A 14572-nucleotide genomic window follows, 5' to 3' on the forward strand; every position below is an offset into this window, starting at 1 on the left:
GGGCAGGGTCGCCAATTCAGGCAGGGCTGATCAAGTGGCCGATTTGCGGGTCGGATCCCGATTGGCCAGGCCATGCATGCCTCAGCAGGGCACTTTCCCTGCTCTCGATCGCGCCGTCCGATTGCGTTGGGGTGCAACGTTTCGGCACTCCGGACCGTCTACAACTCTTCGCGAGTGGGGTTTCTGCGTCAACTTGGCGCAAGACTTTGCCCGGGCTGTGAGCCGCTATAATCGCCGACCCTACACTGACTACCAATCGGGATCCCGAGATGAGCGAATTTCGCATCGAACGCGACAGCATGGGCGAGCTCAAGGTGCCGGCTGATGCCCTGTATGGCGCACAGACCCAGCGAGCCGTGCAAAACTTCCCCATATCCGGGTTGACGATGCCGCGCGAGTTCATCCGGGCACTGGGGCTGATCAAGTCTGCAGCGGCCCAGGCCAACGCCGACCTGGGCCATTTGAGCAAGAACCGCGCGAAAGCCATCCGCAGGGCTGCCGAGCGGGTCGCCAAGGGCGAATTTGATGCGCATTTCCCGATCGACGTCTTCCAGACGGGTTCGGGGACATCCTCGAACATGAATGCGAACGAGGTCATTGCCCACCTCGCCGCCGCGTCCGGCACCAGGGTCCACCCCAACGACGACGTCAACAACGGCCAGTCGTCGAATGATGTCATTCCGACTGCAATTCAGGTCAGCGCTGTCCTTTCGGTCAGCGAGCGATTGCTGCCAGCGCTGACCCATCTGAAGAAGACCCTCGACAAGCGGGCCAGAGAACTGAAGCGGGTCGCAAAGACGGGCCGCACTCATCTGATGGATGCGATGCCGGTGACGTTCGGTCAGGAACTTGGCTGCTGGTCCGCCCAGATTGCATCGAATATCGAAAGGTTGAATGACGCGCTCAAGCGCGTGCGCAAGTTGCCGCAGGGTGGTACGGCAGTGGGTACCGGTATCAATGCCGATCCCAAACTCGGCGCGGCGGTTTGCGCCGAGCTCAAGCGGATGACCGGGGTTCGTTTCGAGACCGCGGAAAACTATTTTGAGGGCATCAGCACCCAGGACGCGGCAGTCGAGCTGTCCGGCCAGCTGAAAACACTGGCTGTCGGCCTGATGAAAATGGCCAACGATCTGCGCTGGATGAATTCGGGCCCGCTGGCCGGCCTTGGCGAAATCGAATTGCCGGCCCTGCAGCCGGGGTCGTCGATCATGCCGGGCAAGGTCAATCCGGTCATTCCGGAGGCGTTGGCGATGGTCTGCGCCCAGGTCATCGGCAATGACACCACCATCACGATCGCCGGGCAGAGTGGCAATTTCCAGCTCAATGTCATGTTGCCGGTAGTGGCACTGAACCTGCTGCAATCTGTCGAGATCCTTGCCAATGCCTCGACAGCGCTTGCCGACAAGGCAATCGCCGGATTCACGGTCCGCGAGGACAACATACGACAGGCGCTGGATCGCAATCCGATTCTCGTCACTGCGCTCAATTCGGTCATTGGCTATGACGTGGGTGCTGCGACGGCCAAGCAGGCCTACAAGGAGGGCAGGCCGATCGTGGACGTGGCCCTCGAAACGACCGGAATGTCGCGCAAACAGCTCAAGGCGTTGCTCGATCCGATGGCCCTGACCAAGGGTGGCATCCACGGTGGCTCGGCAGGAGGCTGATGACCGGCTCGCCGGGAAACGCCCGCGAGACCCGGCGGCTGAATGCAGATGAGGCGCGAAACTTGCATAGCGGTGGGCGAGCGCAGGCCATGTGGCACATGACTGCAGCTCGCCAACGAATTGAGTATTGACAGTTGGCTTTCGATTTCAGAACCGGATAGTGGAGTGATCAGATGAAAAAGTGTTTCCTGCTGCTGATGGCGGCGTGCGCCGGTAGTGCCATGGCGCAACAGAATACGGACATCAGTGCCGAGCAGTTCAACAGTGGCAGCGCCAATTCCACCCTGTCGACACTGGGTCGCCAGGCTGCGGCTTCCGGCAAGCAACTTGTCGTGACCGCTCCGCAGCATTGGCATGCAAGGATTGCTGCAAGCATCCGTGCGGGTGGCGACGCCAAGGTCGTGCTCAAGGATGGTTTCTACGAGACGGTACTGGTGCGTGTGGCAGAGGTACAGGAAGAACCCGCCAAGCCCGAGCCGGCACCTGCGCCGCCGCCGAAGCCTCAGCCGAAACCAGCTCCCGCACTGCCGCCGCCGCCACCGCCGGCTCCAGTGGTACAAACGCCGCCGCCAGCACCGGCACCTGTTCCGGCCCCGGAGCCCGAGCCTGTCGTGCAGGCGCCACCGCCGGCTCCGCCGGCACCCGTTGAAACCGAAGCGGCGCCGGAGGTTGCGGAGGAACAGCCCGCGAACGCTGATGCCACTGCCGTGGTCGACCCGAATGCACCGGTCATGCTGGTCAGCGCCGAGCCCGGTGATACCGATCCGGTACGCAAGTCGCTCCAGGACCGCTACAACGATGGCAAGCGCATCACTGAACTGGTTTCACCGTCAAAGCTGCAGATTGGCGATACGATCTATACCGGCAAGGGAGCGGCAGTCGTGGTGCGCCGTGATGGCAAGTTCCTGGTTCGCATGTGGCTGGACGGCTCGATCAATCTGAACCAGATCGGCATCAGTGCCGATGGCGTCAACAAGTACAAGGTGATCAACAGCGTCCTCGAGTAGGGGCCTGCCCCTGTTCTCGCAGGCTCGCTGAAAAGCGCAAGAAAAAGGCGGCGCCCGCAATGGGCGTCGCCTTTCCTTTTTGCAGCAGGTCGAAGCCCCTGCTGCACCAACCGAAATCAGATCCCTATCAGGTTGAAGTCTCGATGCGTGAACGGCGCAGCCAGATAGCTGCAGCGATCAGGGCTATTCCGGCCACCGCACCGATCCAGATGCCAGGCGTTGCCAGCATGCCGTAGACGTTGGAGGGATCGAAGGTAGCGACCACGTCGTCGCCGCGCATGAACTCGCGGATGACGCGGCGCTCGCCCATGTCCTCCAGCCACCAGCCGGGGAAGATGCCGAACAGCAGGCGGGCAATGACTTCCTTCAGCAGGAAATCCCGATTGAAGCTCGGCAATCCCATCATTCCGATCCAGCCGTTCGCGATCCACGCGAACAGGGGGACGAGAACCGCCCAGAGGAAGGGCTTGCTGCGCGCATAGGCAGACCAGAACAACAGCCAGCCGGCGGTCGGCAGGGCGATCATCGCGTCGAGCGGAATGGTCAACAGCAGGCGCCAGAACAAGCCGAGCGTATGCGAAGCGCCGATCGCCGGCAGTGGATTGATGCCATGCAGGAGCGCCCAGATCGCCACGATGACGAGCAATGCGACGTACGCGACGGTGGCAACCACGAACGCAATCAACGGCGCCAGCAGGATCGCAGCAGCGACCTTGGACAATACGGTGGACGTGTCCGACACCGGCAGCGATTTCCAGAACAGCACGCTGCGATCGCGGCGGTCGTCGTAGAGGGCACCGAGCAGATAGAAGAAGAGGACGAAGAACAGGCCGATGCAAAGCACGCCGGCGAGTGCCACATAGGCAACATCAAGGCCCGTGCCGGCATGCACAAAATCGCCCGAATTCATCCTGCTCGCGATCTCGCTCCAGGGAATGCCGCCGTTGATCTTGACCCTGGACGTGAACACTTCGGCACTGATGATGCCGAGCAGGGTTATCGTCAGCATGGCCACGCTGATCCAGACCGGTGTCCAGAAGAATCCGCCCTTGTGTTCCCAATACTCGCGTTTGACCAGCCATCCAAACGTGTTCATGCGTAGGTTCCTTTCATGGTGGCGACGAACAGGTCGGCGATACTCGGTTTGTGCAATTCACCGAGCTCCGCCAGGCGCGCCTTGTCGACGCCGTCGTAGAGAAAAATGGACTTGCCGAAGATCTGACGCTCGTTGAGCGGACCCAGGGCGCGCGCCGCATCTGCCTTGTCGGGATTCACCATCACTTCGGCGTAGCGCTCGCTGATCTCGTCCATCGAGGCATTCAGCACGAGTTCCCCGTTCCGGATGAAGATGAGGTCGGTCAGGATATGCTCGACTTCCTCGACCTGATGGGTCGTGACGATGATGGTCTTGTTCTCGTCGAAGTATTCCGAGAGCAGGTTCTCGTAGAAGGTCTTGCGATAGAGGATGTCGAGTCCCAGCGTAGGTTCGTCGAGGACGAGGATGCGCGCATCGATGGCCATCACCAGGGCCAGGTGCAACTGCACGATCATGCCTTTCGACAGTTCGCGTACGCGCATCTGCGGCTTGATCTTGGTGTTCGCGAGAAAAGCCTCGCACTTCGTGCGGGAAAATCGCGGGTGCACGCCAGCGACGAAATCGATCGCCTGACCGACACGGATCCAGCGTGGCAGAACCGCCACGTCGGCAATGAAGCAGACCTGTTCCATCAGCGCCGGGCGCTGTGTCTTCGGGTCCAGTCCGAGTACCGACAGCTCGCCGTCGTATTCGCTCAGGCCGAGAATGGCCTTGAGCGCCGTCGTCTTTCCGGCGCCATTCGGGCCAATCAGGCCAACAATGCGTCCCGTTTCGATCTCGAAGTTGACCGCATTCAGTGCGACGGTCGCTCCGTAGCTCTTGCTCAATCCGCGTGCGTGGACAACAGCGCTCATTTTGAATCTCCCTCGGTTCTGGGTGCTTGCCTGAGCAATGTTTCAAGATCGAGCCCCATGCGCTCCAGTCGTGCATACAACATGGGCCACTCCTCGTTGAGGAAGTGATCACGCTCGGATTTCAGCAGTGCGCTGCGCGCTCCTTCGGTAACGTACATTCCCAAACCCCTTCTTTTTTCCACCAGATTTTCGTCGACCAGTTCCTGATAGGCCTTGGATACCGTGATCGGATTTATCTGGAAATCCGCGGCGACCTGTCGCACTGAAGGCAAGGCATCCCCCTGCTTCAGCGCACCGTCGAGAATCATTGCCACGACGCGATCGCGCAGTTGGCGATAAATCGGCGTGTTGTCATTCCATACCATGCTCATCGGCTTATTCCTTGGTCGCGCCAGGCATCAATTTGCCAAACGAGTAATAGGGCATGTCGAGTCGTACCCTGGGCAGAAGGTCGGGAATCGAGAGCGCCGGAGCGCTGCTGGAAATCGCGGACAACAGCTCCGCGCTTTCGGCATCCAGCAAATCCTCGTAGGACGGCTTGACCACGATCAGGGGCAGCATGGGCGGCGCGCAACTGTCGCTGACAGAGGCGGCGGGCGGTGTGATGCCAACCAGCGCCGCGGTCTCGGCGCCCGCAAAGGCATCGTCCTGGGCCACGATGTTGCTCAGTTCCGCGATGCAGATGCCGAAAGCGATAGCCAGGGCCAGGCCAAGGCGGGTGTGGATAAGGCGGTTCATGCGACGACCTCCCGGAGGTCAGTTGATGAGTTAGTGTTGTAGGCAACTATAACACCTAAACTCAGGGTGTCAATAGGGGCGGGATTCGGGATGGGGGATTGGAGATTCGGAGGCTTGCGAAGTCGCCGGAGCGCGCCGGGGGATGGTGCATCGGCTCTGAACAGGCTCTTGAGAGCAAGACTGAAGGTCGCCTGGAAGGCCCGATCTGTAGCAGACTGCGAAATATCGGCTGTTGCCAATCCCGAATCCCGAATCCCGGAGTAAAAAGCCATGCGCCGTCTGTTTCTCGCACTGATCCTGCTCGCCGCCAGTGTTGGCGCCCATGCCTGCGAGGGGGTACTGGATGCCAGATTCAGGCCCCTGGCCGGAAAGGGCGAGGTGGATCTGTGCAAGGAATACGCGGGCAAGGTGCTGCTTGTCGTCAACACGGCCAGCAAGTGCGGCTACACAAAGCAGTACGAGGCGCTCGAGGCGCTGTACGCGAAATATTCCGATCAGGGCTTTGCCGTACTTGGTTTTCCTTCGAACGATTTCATGGGGCAGGAGCCTGGCACCGAAGCCGAGATCAAGGAATTCTGCACGCTGACCTACGGAGTCAAGTTCCCGATGTTCGAGAAGGTGGAGGTCAAGGAAGGCAAGGCCAATCCGTTCTACGTGAAGCTGGCCACCGAGTCTGATGGCCGCTACCCGAGCTGGAATTTCTACAAGTACCTGATCGATCGCAACGGCAAGGTCGTCGCCGACTACCCGAGCAAGGTGAAGCCCGACGACAAGGAACTGGTGGAGAAGATAGAGACCTTGATCGCAGCGCCGGTTCCGATGAAGCCAGCCCAGTCGAACTAGTTTGTTTCAGGCGCCTGAGTGCGATAGACGCCAGCGATTTTTCGGGAAGCGGCTCCAGCCGCGATGCTCTTGATTCGGCATCTGGAACAGAAGCATCACGGCTGAAGCCGCTTCCTACAGTTGCGGTGCCTTCCAGTGTTGACTATGAGCGCAATACAAAGTCTTGTCGCCATTCGCTGGACGCGCTCGATCAGGACCGGCTCTTGCGAATCCCCAATCCCCAATCCCGATTCCCGGCCTTTCAACCCGCCGGTCGAATCAACCCCAGCGCTTCGAGCTTGAGCACGATCTGCTGTACGGCCTGATCGGGCGGCAGGTTTGTCGTGTCAATACGCATTTCCGGGTTTTCCGGGATTTCATACGGATCGCTGATACCGGTGAATTCCTTGATTTTGCCGGCGCGGGCGAGTGCGTAGAGGCCCTTGCGATCACGACCTTCGCAGGTCTCGATCGGCGTGGAGACGTGAATCTCGACGAAGACGCCGCCGACGCTGACATTCTCGCGCACGATTTCACGCGAGCCCTTGTACGGTGCGATCGGAGCGCAAATCGCGATGCCGCCGTTCTTGGTGATCTCGGCGGCGACGAAACCGATGCGCTGGACGTTCAGATCGCGGTGTTCCTTTGAAAAGCCGAGCTCGCTGGACAGGTTCTTGCGCACGATGTCGCCGTCGAGCAGGGTCACCGGGCGGGTTCCCATTTCAAGCAAGCGCACCAGCAGGGCATTGGCAATGGTGGATTTTCCCGAGCCGGACAGGCCGGTGAAGAACACCGTGAAGCCCTGCTTGTGGCGCGCCGGATGGGTGCGGCGCAATTCCTCGATCACTTCCGGATAGGTGAACCACTCCGGGATCTCGAGGCCTTCCTGCAGGCGGCGGCGCAATTCGGTGCCGGAAATATTGAGCACGCTGTCGCCGTCCCTGACCTCGTCGGCCGGCATGTACTGAGCGCGTTCCTGCACGTAGACCATTTCCTGGAACGGCACCATCCGGATGCCAAGCTCGTCCTGGTGTTCCTCGACCAGGGTCTGTGCATCGTAGGGGCCATAAAACGGCTTGCCCGAACTGTCGTTGCCAGGCCCGGCATGGTCGCGGCCGACAATGAAGTGCGTGCAGCCGTGGTTCTTGCGGATGATCGCGTGCCAGAGTGCTTCGCGCGGCCCGCCCATGCGCATGGCAAGGTGGAGCAGGGACAGCGTGGTGGTCTGGTCCGGGTAATGGCGCAGCAGCTTTTCATAGCAGCGCACGCGCGTGTAGTGATCGATATCGCCGGGCTTGGTCAAGCCGACGACCGGATGGATCAGCAGATTGGCTTCGGCAATCTGGGCAGCACGGAAGGTCAGTTCCAGATGGGCCCGGTGCATCGGATTGCGGGTCTGGAACGCGACAACGCGAGACCAGCCAAGTTTGGCGAACAGCGCGCGCAGTTCCGCTGGCGTCGAGCGCAGGTGGCCGAAATCATAGTGTCGCGGCAATTCAAGGCCGCGCAACTTTCCGCCCACATACACCGGATGGCTGCGATCGAGCAGGTGGCTGACCCCCGGGTGTTTCTTGTCGGTGGTACCGAAAACCTGTTGTGCCTCCAGGGCACGATCCGGTTCCCAGCTTTCTTCGACATCGAGGATGGCCAGGATCACGCCTTCCGGGTCGCGCAACGCGATCTGCCTTGCATCCTTGATCGACTCGGCGAACTTCTGGTCGACATCGAGCGTGACCGGCATGGGCCACAAGTTGCCGTCTGTCAGGCGCATGGTGTCGCGCACCGCTTCGTAGTCGGCCCGGTTCATGAACCCCTGCAGCGGCGAGAAGGCGCCCGTCAGCAGCATTTCGAGATCGCACAACTGACGCGGGCTCAGGTCCCACGATGGCAGTGCTGCAGCCTCGTGTTTCAGCGACTGTGCCTGGTCGGCCGGGACCAGGCCATCGACAAGGCGGCCACCGTGGGGTGCGATCATCTGGGACATCGGTTTTCCTGATTGTTGGGGCATGTTGTTCGGGTCAAGGCCATGCTGGCGACGATCGGACAAGGCCGGACGCCGACATGAACCCGGAACGCGGGCGAAGCATGGAGGTGTGCCGGACCAGCCGAAAACCTGCATTCGATATCCGGAACCTCGTGAATTATAGGGCTTCAGGCAATCGAGGGGGACATCCGCCTTTGCCGTGGTGCGGCGGCGCCTGGCCGCAGGGTTGACAGACGGGCGCGCTGGCTCCCGGTCTGTCGACCCTCGAGCCGATGGGGGAGGGAGCGGGTTCCTGTCGTGCCTGGCGCTCGGTGGCGAACTCCCGAGGCCTGAAAAGCGGCTTCCATGAACAGAAAAACCCGAACTGTTCAGCAGTTTCAGGGAACCACGACCCCGTTCCGTGTTCCTAGTTCGCAGCATGGCGCCCATTTCCGGGAACAATGAACCCACTTGCGGGTCGTGCAGGAAAACTGGTCTTCCGTTTGCCATCAGGGGCGCTCAACGCCACAATATGCGGCCCGCTTGATGCGGCAGATTCCGTCGGGCGACCAGCAGACGTCCTCAATCGTTTCACCCAGGAGTTCTAATAAATGACACGTTTCGCGCGCAAGACCCTTATCGCCATGGCGCTGACCGCCGCATTCGGTGCCGGCAATGCCTTCGCCATGGACCCATCGCTGAAGACCGAGAAAGACAAGGTCAGCTACATGGTCGGTGCAGACGTCGGTCGCGGCCTCAACCAGATCAAGAGCGAGCTCGATCTGAAGATCGTGATCCAGGCGCTGCAGGACGAGTTCAATGGCGGCAAGAGCCTGATGACCCAGGAAGAGGGTCAGGAAGTGCGCCAGGAATTCATGCAGAAGCTGCAGGCCAAGCGCGTTGCCGAAGAAAAGGTAGCCGCCGAAAAGAACAAGACCGAGGGCGCCGCATTCCTCGCCAAGAACAAGACCAAGGCCGGCGTGAAGACCACCGCCTCGGGTCTGCAGTACGAAGTCATCAAGCAGGGTACCGGCCCGAAGCCGAAGGAAACCGATACGGTCAAGGTGGATTACACGGGCACCAAGATCGACGGCACCAAGTTCGACAGCTCGGTTGATCGCGGCCAGCCGGCTACTTTTCCGCTGAATGGCGTGATCAAGGGCTGGACCGAAGGCCTGCAGCTGATGCCGGTCGGTTCCGAGTACAAGCTGGTCATTCCGGCCGAATTGGCTTACGGCGAAAACGCGCCGCCGACCATTGGTCCGAACGCCACGCTGATTTTTGACGTCAAGCTGATTTCGATCGAGACGGCCGCTGAAGCGGCTCCGGCGACCGAAAAGAAGTAATTCGACGATCGAGTGTGCAACAGAGGGCGTGTCGGTATCCGGCACGCCCTTGTCGTTTCTGGCGGGCCATGCGGTCCCCGTGCCCACGGGTACAAGGCTGCACGGTATGAAAGCCGGCGTGACTCGCGGGGTCGCGCTGATCGGGAGTTGAAGGAATGCGTGTAGCGATTTTCGGAACCGGCTATGTCGGGCTGGTTACCGGCACCTGTCTGGCCGAGGTCGGCAACGACGTGATCTGCGTCGATGTCGATGCCCTCAAGGTGGCCCGTCTTGAACGTGGGGAAATCCCCATTTTCGAACCAGGCCTGACCCCGCTCGTAGTCGAGAATCATGCGCTGGGCAGGCTGCATTTCACGACCGATGCGGCGAGGGCCATCGCCCATGGCGAGATCATCTTCATTGCTGTCGGTACACCGCCCGAGGAGGACGGCAGCGCCGATCTTTCCCATGTGCTCGATGTTGCGCGGACGATAGGCCAGACCCTGTCCTCGCATGCAGTCATCGTCAACAAGTCGACGGTTCCGGTCGGAACGGCCGATCGCGTACGCGAAACCATTGCGGCAGAACTGGCTGCGCGCGGCAGCGATGTCGCCTTCGAAGTCGTTTCAAACCCGGAGTTCCTCAAGGAGGGCGATGCGGTACAGGACTGTCTGCGCCCCGATCGCATCATCATCGGCAGCGACAGCGCGCAGGCCATCAACATGCTGCGAAGCCTTTACGCGCCTTTCAATCGAAATCACGAGCGCATCGTGCTCATGGACGTGCGCTCGGCAGAGCTGACCAAGTACGCCGCCAACGCAATGCTGGCAACCAAGATCAGTTTCATGAACGAGATCGCCAACATCGCCGAACGCGTAGGGGCAGACGTCGAGCAGGTCAGACTCGGCATCGGATCCGATCCGCGCATCGGCTACCACTTCATCTATCCCGGAGCGGGCTACGGCGGTTCGTGTTTTCCCAAGGACGTCAAGGCGCTGGAACACATCGCGCGCAGTCACGATTACGAGCCGCGGGTACTGAGTGCGGTCGAGGCAACCAACGCGGCGCAGAAGGAGCGCCTGCATGCGCTGGTGTCGCGCCACTTTGGCGGCAACCTCACGGGGAAAACCATTGCTGTCTGGGGTCTGGCCTTCAAGCCCAACACGGATGACATGCGCGAAGCACCGAGCCGCACCTTGCTTGAAAGGCTCTGGAGCGATGGCGCCAGCGTGCGCGCCTACGATCCCGAAGCACACGAGGAAGTGCGCCGCATCTACGGAAACCGTGACGACCTGCATCTGTGCAAGTCCCAATATGCAGCACTTGAAGGGGCCGATGCACTGGTGGTCGTGACCGAATGGAAGGCGTTCCGAAGCCCCGATCTCGGCAGGATTCGTTCCGCACTCTCGGATCCGGTCATTTTCGACGGGCGCAACATCTTTGAACCTGCGGCCGTTGAAGCGGCAGGTCTGGCCTACTACGGCATCGGGCGCGGGCGCAGCGTGCAGGCGCCGACATCGGGCTGAGGAATTTTTCAGGCTGTACCTCTGGTGCAGCCGCGGCTACCATCGCCGACCTTGAGTCGACTTCCGACCGACATCCATTCCAGAAAAAGCAGATCGATCCATGGAAAAGAAACGTGCATTGGTAACCGGCATTACCGGACAGGATGGCGCCTATCTGGCCGAATTGCTGCTTGCCAAGGGCTATGAAGTCCATGGACTCAAGCGCCGCGCCTCATCGTTCAACACCGAGCGGATTGATCACCTCTACAGCGAACTGGACGAGTCCGGCCCTGCGCTCACATTGCACTACGGCGACCTGACCGATTCGACCAGCCTGACTCGCGTGGTGCAGGAGGTCGAGCCGCACGAGATCTACAACCTGGCCGCGCAGAGTCATGTCGCCGTGTCGTTCGAGGAGCCCGAATACACGGCGAATGCCGATGGTCTCGGCACGCTGCGCCTGCTGGAGGCAATGCGCATTCTCGGGATGCAGGATCGCTGCCGCATCTATCAGGCTTCCACCTCGGAGCTGTACGGGCTGGTCCGGGAGACGCCGCAGCGCGAAACGACGCCCTTCCATCCGCGCTCGCCGTATGGCGTCGCCAAGCTGTACGCCTACTGGATCACGGTGAACTACCGCGAGGCCTACGGGATGTATGCCTGCAACGGCATCCTGTTCAATCACGAATCTCCGATCCGCGGTGAAACCTTCGTCACGCGCAAGATCACGCGCGGACTGGCCCGTGTCATCCACGGGTTGCAACAATGCCTGTATCTTGGAAATCTCGATGCACGACGCGATTGGGGACATGCGCGCGACTATGTCGAGGCGCAATGGCTGATCCTGCAGCAGGACACGCCGCACGACTACGTGATTGCTACGGGCATCCAGCATTCTGTGCGCGAATTCGTCGTCCTGGCGGCTCGCGAGATGGGCGTCGAGATCGAGTTCAGGGGCGAAGGTGCAGAGGAAGTGGCCGTGGTCGCCGAGGTACGCACGCCCGGGGCGCGCATCTCAGTGGGCGACACCCTGCTGCGCATCCATCCGCAGTACTACCGGCCTGCCGAAGTCGAGACCCTGCTGGGCGACCCGACATTTGCACGCGAGAAACTGGGCTGGTCGCCCAGGACCAGCTTTGCCGATCTTGTGCGTGAAATGGCTGCGGCCGATCTGGCACTGGCGGTGAGCGAAGCTGCCGGCAATGTTGGCGCGCGTCATGGGCGTCACCTCATCGAAGCGCTGCCGGAAGGATGAGCACGCTGGAGGAAAGACTGACCGAGCTCGAGGTCAGACTCGCCTTTATCGATGACGGTGTCACCGCGTTGAATGCCGCCGTGGCGATGCAGGATCAGACCATGCTGAGCATGCGTCGCGAGCTGGACCGCATGCGCGAAGACCTGCTTGGACTGCGCTCCGCGCTGGGCAACGACACCAGCAACGAGCCCCCTCCACCGCACTACTGAGCAATCGTCGAACAAGACCGGACCATGGCTGATTCCCTGCGCGACCAGTTGTTGAAGAGCGGCCTCGTCAAGAAGCTGAGGGACGAGGCGCGCCCCAGCGAGCGACCCGTGCGCCCGGCGCGTTCGGAGAACAAGGGACGTCCGCCTGCTTCCCGACCGGGGCAGGGCAAGTCAGGCCAGAAGAAGCGCTCCGACGAAATGGATCTCGCGCGCGCCTACGGGCTGCGCGATCGTGCCGAGCGCGAGCAGAAGGCGCTCGAGAAGAAGCAGGCCGAACAGCGTGCCAGGGAAAAGGCCGAGCGCAAACAGAAACTGGCGGCCCTGCTCGCCGACAAGGCGCTGAACAAGCCGGATGCCGAGATCCCGCGTCATTTTCCGCATGCGGACAAGATCCGCCGGATCTATTGCACGGCCGAGCAACTGGCCGAAGTCAATACAGGCACGCTCGCCGTGGTCCAGTACCGCGGACGCTATCTGCTGGTGAGCCGGGACGTAGGCCTGAAGGCCGGCGAGATCAGCCCTGAAGTCCTGATCCTTCTGTGCGATCCGAATGCGCCGCCCGAAGACGATGTGCCGGATGATCTGGTCTGGTGAACTCCCGAAGCGACCGGTCGCAATCAGAAATCCATGAAGTAGCCGCCATTGACCGGAATATTCGCGCCGGTAATGAAGGCGGATTCTTCCGCGCAGAGAAAGTCGACGACGCGGGCGATTTCGCTGGGCTTGCCGAGGCGGCCGACGGGGATGTTGGCGATGATCTGGTTGCGTACGGTTTCAGGCACGGCCATGACCAGGGCGGTCTCGCAGTATCCGGGTGACACGCTGTTGACGGTGACACCTTTCCTCGCGACTTCGCGAGCCAGCGCCATGGTGAAGCCATGCATGCCGGCCTTGGCGGCCGAGTAGTTGGTCTGGCCGAACTGGCCGGTCTGACCGTTCACCGAGGAGATATTGACGATGCGGCCGTAGCCACGCTCGGTCATGCCGTCGACCACCGCCCTGCAGGTATTGAAGACGCCGCTCAGATTGACCGTGATGACATCGTCCCATTGCTGCACGGACATCTTGCGCAGGCTGGTGTCGCGGGTGATCCCCGCAGCATTGACGAGCACCGAAATCGGTCCGTGATCGGCTTCGATGCGGGCCAGGTCCGCCGTACAGCCGGCATGGTCGGCCACGTTCAATGACTCGAAGTGGATGGTGTCGCTGTGCTCTGCGACTTCTCTCCTGAACTGCTCGACGCGATCCGTGCGCGAGCCGAGGTCGCCGGCAATGACGCGATGACCGGAACGGGCCAGGTAGCGGCAGATTTCCGTACCAAGGCCACCAATGCCGCCGGTGACAAGGGCGATGCGCGGTTTCACTTGAGCGTTCTCCTGGGATGGTTCTGGAAGCCGGAACATGGCTTCGCCCGCTGCCGGTGCTGGAGGCAGTGCGGAGTATCAGGGGGTTGAAATATGCGGCTGCGCGATGCGTGCGGCTCAGGACTTGTCTTTCTTGGCCTTTTGCGAAGGATCGGCGCCCTGGCGCACCTTGTTCGCGGCATCATTGAGGAAGCCCTGCTGGACCGACTTCCAGACATCCATGTTGCGCTCGGTCATGTCATTGAGCATCGACCAGGGTGTACGCCCGATGATGTTGTTGAGCTGGCTGCGAAACTGTTGCTGCTGGTCAAGAAAGGCCTGCAGGCTCTTTTCCAGGTAGCTGCCCATGAATCCCTGCAGGGAATCGCCGTAGAAGCGGATGACCTGTGAAAGAAGCTGGGTCGTGAACATGGGCTGGCCACGTTCCTCATGCTCGGAAATGATCTGCAACAGCACGGATCGGGTCAGGTCGTCGCCGGACTTGGCGTCCCTGACTTCGAATTTCTCGCCATCCACAACCAATTGGCGGACTTCCTCGAGTGTGATGTAACTCGAGATCTCGGTATCGTACAGACGACGATTCGGGTACTTCTTGATGATGCGGGATTCGGCCATTCGGCAACGCTAACAGATCGTGCGGCGCTGCACCAGTTTCATGCTGCGCAGCATCGAAGGGCAGGCCTCGCAGCGATCTGTTGCCACCGCAGGGCCCGGTCTGCGGGCATTGCCGCCGAAAGTCCCGTCATTCAACTCATGCTGCAACACGGTGG

15 protein-coding genes are annotated in these 14572 nt (G+C 61.0%); 8 read left to right on the plus strand and 7 right to left on the minus strand.

Features of this window, described 5'->3' with window-relative positions:
* Positions 1-269 precede the first annotated feature (269 nt).
* Both R3F00_RS06990 and R3F00_RS06995 read left to right on the plus strand, forming a co-directional pair.
* Positions 270-1664 carry a class II fumarate hydratase gene (locus R3F00_RS06990; RefSeq protein WP_371281043.1) on the plus strand — a complete coding sequence of 465 codons (1395 nt, stop codon included), beginning with the start codon at positions 270-272 and terminating at the stop codon, positions 1662-1664.
* Between the two features lie 173 nt (positions 1665-1837).
* Complete coding sequence (locus R3F00_RS06995) at positions 1838-2671, plus strand: hypothetical protein (protein WP_371281044.1); 834 nt, start codon at positions 1838-1840, stop codon at positions 2669-2671.
* A gap of 127 nt (positions 2672-2798) precedes the next feature.
* On the opposite strand, the gene R3F00_RS07000 is transcribed toward R3F00_RS06995, so the two are convergent.
* From R3F00_RS07000 to R3F00_RS07015, 4 genes are read right to left on the minus strand one after another with little or no spacing between them, the layout of a single operon-like run.
* On the minus strand, positions 2799-3767 hold the full coding sequence (locus tag R3F00_RS07000; RefSeq protein WP_371281045.1) for a hypothetical protein: 969 nt from the start codon (positions 3765-3767) through the stop codon (positions 2799-2801).
* On the minus strand, positions 3764-4621 hold the full coding sequence (locus R3F00_RS07005; RefSeq protein ID WP_371281046.1) for an ABC transporter ATP-binding protein: 858 nt from the start codon (positions 4619-4621) through the stop codon (positions 3764-3766). Before R3F00_RS07005 ends, R3F00_RS07000 begins: the two co-directional genes overlap by 4 nt.
* Positions 4618-4992 (minus strand): GntR family transcriptional regulator, encoded by a 375-nt coding sequence (locus tag R3F00_RS07010; RefSeq protein ID WP_371281047.1) that lies wholly within the window; start codon positions 4990-4992, stop codon positions 4618-4620. Before R3F00_RS07010 ends, R3F00_RS07005 begins: the two co-directional genes overlap by 4 nt.
* 4 nt (positions 4993-4996) lie before the next feature.
* On the minus strand, positions 4997-5359 hold the full coding sequence (locus R3F00_RS07015) for a hypothetical protein (protein ID WP_371281048.1): 363 nt from the start codon (positions 5357-5359) through the stop codon (positions 4997-4999).
* 270 nt (positions 5360-5629) lie between these two features.
* Here R3F00_RS07015 and R3F00_RS07020 point away from each other — a divergent pair, with 270 nt between their 5' ends.
* Positions 5630-6202: a glutathione peroxidase gene (locus R3F00_RS07020; protein ID WP_371281050.1), complete on the plus strand. Its 573-nt coding sequence runs from the start codon at positions 5630-5632 to the stop codon at positions 6200-6202.
* Positions 6203-6443: 241 nt separating this feature from the next.
* On the opposite strand, the gene R3F00_RS07025 is transcribed toward R3F00_RS07020, so the two are convergent.
* The gene (locus R3F00_RS07025) at positions 6444-8165 is read right to left on the minus strand and encodes a bifunctional sulfate adenylyltransferase/adenylylsulfate kinase (RefSeq protein ID WP_371281051.1); all 1722 of its coding nucleotides are present in this window, start codon (positions 8163-8165) and stop codon (positions 6444-6446) included.
* Between the two features lie 590 nt (positions 8166-8755).
* Here R3F00_RS07025 and R3F00_RS07030 point away from each other — a divergent pair.
* The 5 genes from R3F00_RS07030 (at position 8756) to R3F00_RS07050 (ending at position 13032) form a co-directional block, all read left to right on the plus strand.
* Complete coding sequence (locus R3F00_RS07030; RefSeq protein WP_371281052.1) at positions 8756-9490, plus strand: FKBP-type peptidyl-prolyl cis-trans isomerase; 735 nt, start codon at positions 8756-8758, stop codon at positions 9488-9490.
* Positions 9491-9645: 155 nt separating this feature from the next.
* Positions 9646-10995, plus strand: a complete 1350-nt coding sequence (locus R3F00_RS07035) for a UDP-glucose/GDP-mannose dehydrogenase family protein (protein WP_371281054.1) — start codon at positions 9646-9648, stop codon at positions 10993-10995.
* A gap of 100 nt (positions 10996-11095) precedes the next feature.
* A complete protein-coding gene (gene gmd, locus R3F00_RS07040; RefSeq protein ID WP_371281055.1) occupies positions 11096-12229 on the plus strand; it encodes a GDP-mannose 4,6-dehydratase in 1134 nt (377 codons plus the stop codon).
* Positions 12226-12438, plus strand: a complete 213-nt coding sequence (locus R3F00_RS07045; protein ID WP_371281056.1) for a SlyX family protein — start codon at positions 12226-12228, stop codon at positions 12436-12438. The genes gmd and R3F00_RS07045 overlap by 4 nt, the downstream gene beginning before the upstream one ends.
* Positions 12439-12462: 24 nt before the next feature.
* Positions 12463-13032 carry a DUF2058 family protein gene (locus R3F00_RS07050; RefSeq protein ID WP_371281057.1) on the plus strand — a complete coding sequence of 190 codons (570 nt, stop codon included), beginning with the start codon at positions 12463-12465 and terminating at the stop codon, positions 13030-13032.
* 23 nt (positions 13033-13055) lie between these two features.
* Here the strand turns inward: R3F00_RS07050 and phbB are convergent, their stop codons facing one another.
* Positions 13056-13802 carry an acetoacetyl-CoA reductase gene (gene phbB / locus R3F00_RS07055; RefSeq protein ID WP_371281058.1) on the minus strand — a complete coding sequence of 249 codons (747 nt, stop codon included), beginning with the start codon at positions 13800-13802 and terminating at the stop codon, positions 13056-13058.
* 117 nt (positions 13803-13919) lie between these two features.
* A complete protein-coding gene (phaR, locus tag R3F00_RS07060) occupies positions 13920-14417 on the minus strand; it encodes a polyhydroxyalkanoate synthesis repressor PhaR (protein WP_371281060.1) in 498 nt (165 codons plus the stop codon).
* Positions 14418-14572: the final 155 nt, after the last annotated feature.

The sequence above is a fragment of the Dokdonella sp. genome (assembly GCF_041395345.1).
Taxonomy (GTDB): domain Bacteria; phylum Pseudomonadota; class Gammaproteobacteria; order Xanthomonadales; family Rhodanobacteraceae; genus Dokdonella.

Bases quoted from the DNA above. Each gene is read 5' to 3' on its own strand.
- R3F00_RS07050 (WP_371281057.1), top strand. From the start codon at position 12,463: ATGGCTGATTCCCTGCGCGACCAGTTGTTGAAGAGCGGCCTCGTCAAG.
- R3F00_RS07020 (WP_371281050.1), top strand. From the start codon at position 5,630: ATGCGCCGTCTGTTTCTCGCACTGATCCTGCTCGCCGCCAGTGTTGGC.
- R3F00_RS07000 (WP_371281045.1), bottom strand. From the start codon at position 3,767: ATGAACACGTTTGGATGGCTGGTCAAACGCGAGTATTGGGAACACAAG.
- R3F00_RS07035 (WP_371281054.1), top strand. From the start codon at position 9,646: ATGCGTGTAGCGATTTTCGGAACCGGCTATGTCGGGCTGGTTACCGGC.
- gmd (WP_371281055.1), top strand. From the start codon at position 11,096: ATGGAAAAGAAACGTGCATTGGTAACCGGCATTACCGGACAGGATGGC.
- R3F00_RS07045 (WP_371281056.1), top strand. From the start codon at position 12,226: ATGAGCACGCTGGAGGAAAGACTGACCGAGCTCGAGGTCAGACTCGCC.
- R3F00_RS07015 (WP_371281048.1), bottom strand. From the start codon at position 5,359: ATGAACCGCCTTATCCACACCCGCCTTGGCCTGGCCCTGGCTATCGCT.
- phaR (WP_371281060.1), bottom strand. From the start codon at position 14,417: ATGGCCGAATCCCGCATCATCAAGAAGTACCCGAATCGTCGTCTGTAC.
- R3F00_RS06990 (WP_371281043.1), top strand. From the start codon at position 270: ATGAGCGAATTTCGCATCGAACGCGACAGCATGGGCGAGCTCAAGGTG.
- R3F00_RS07005 (WP_371281046.1), bottom strand. From the start codon at position 4,621: ATGAGCGCTGTTGTCCACGCACGCGGATTGAGCAAGAGCTACGGAGCG.
- R3F00_RS06995 (WP_371281044.1), top strand. From the start codon at position 1,838: ATGAAAAAGTGTTTCCTGCTGCTGATGGCGGCGTGCGCCGGTAGTGCC.
- R3F00_RS07030 (WP_371281052.1), top strand. From the start codon at position 8,756: ATGACACGTTTCGCGCGCAAGACCCTTATCGCCATGGCGCTGACCGCC.
- R3F00_RS07025 (WP_371281051.1), bottom strand. From the start codon at position 8,165: ATGTCCCAGATGATCGCACCCCACGGTGGCCGCCTTGTCGATGGCCTG.
- R3F00_RS07010 (WP_371281047.1), bottom strand. From the start codon at position 4,992: ATGAGCATGGTATGGAATGACAACACGCCGATTTATCGCCAACTGCGC.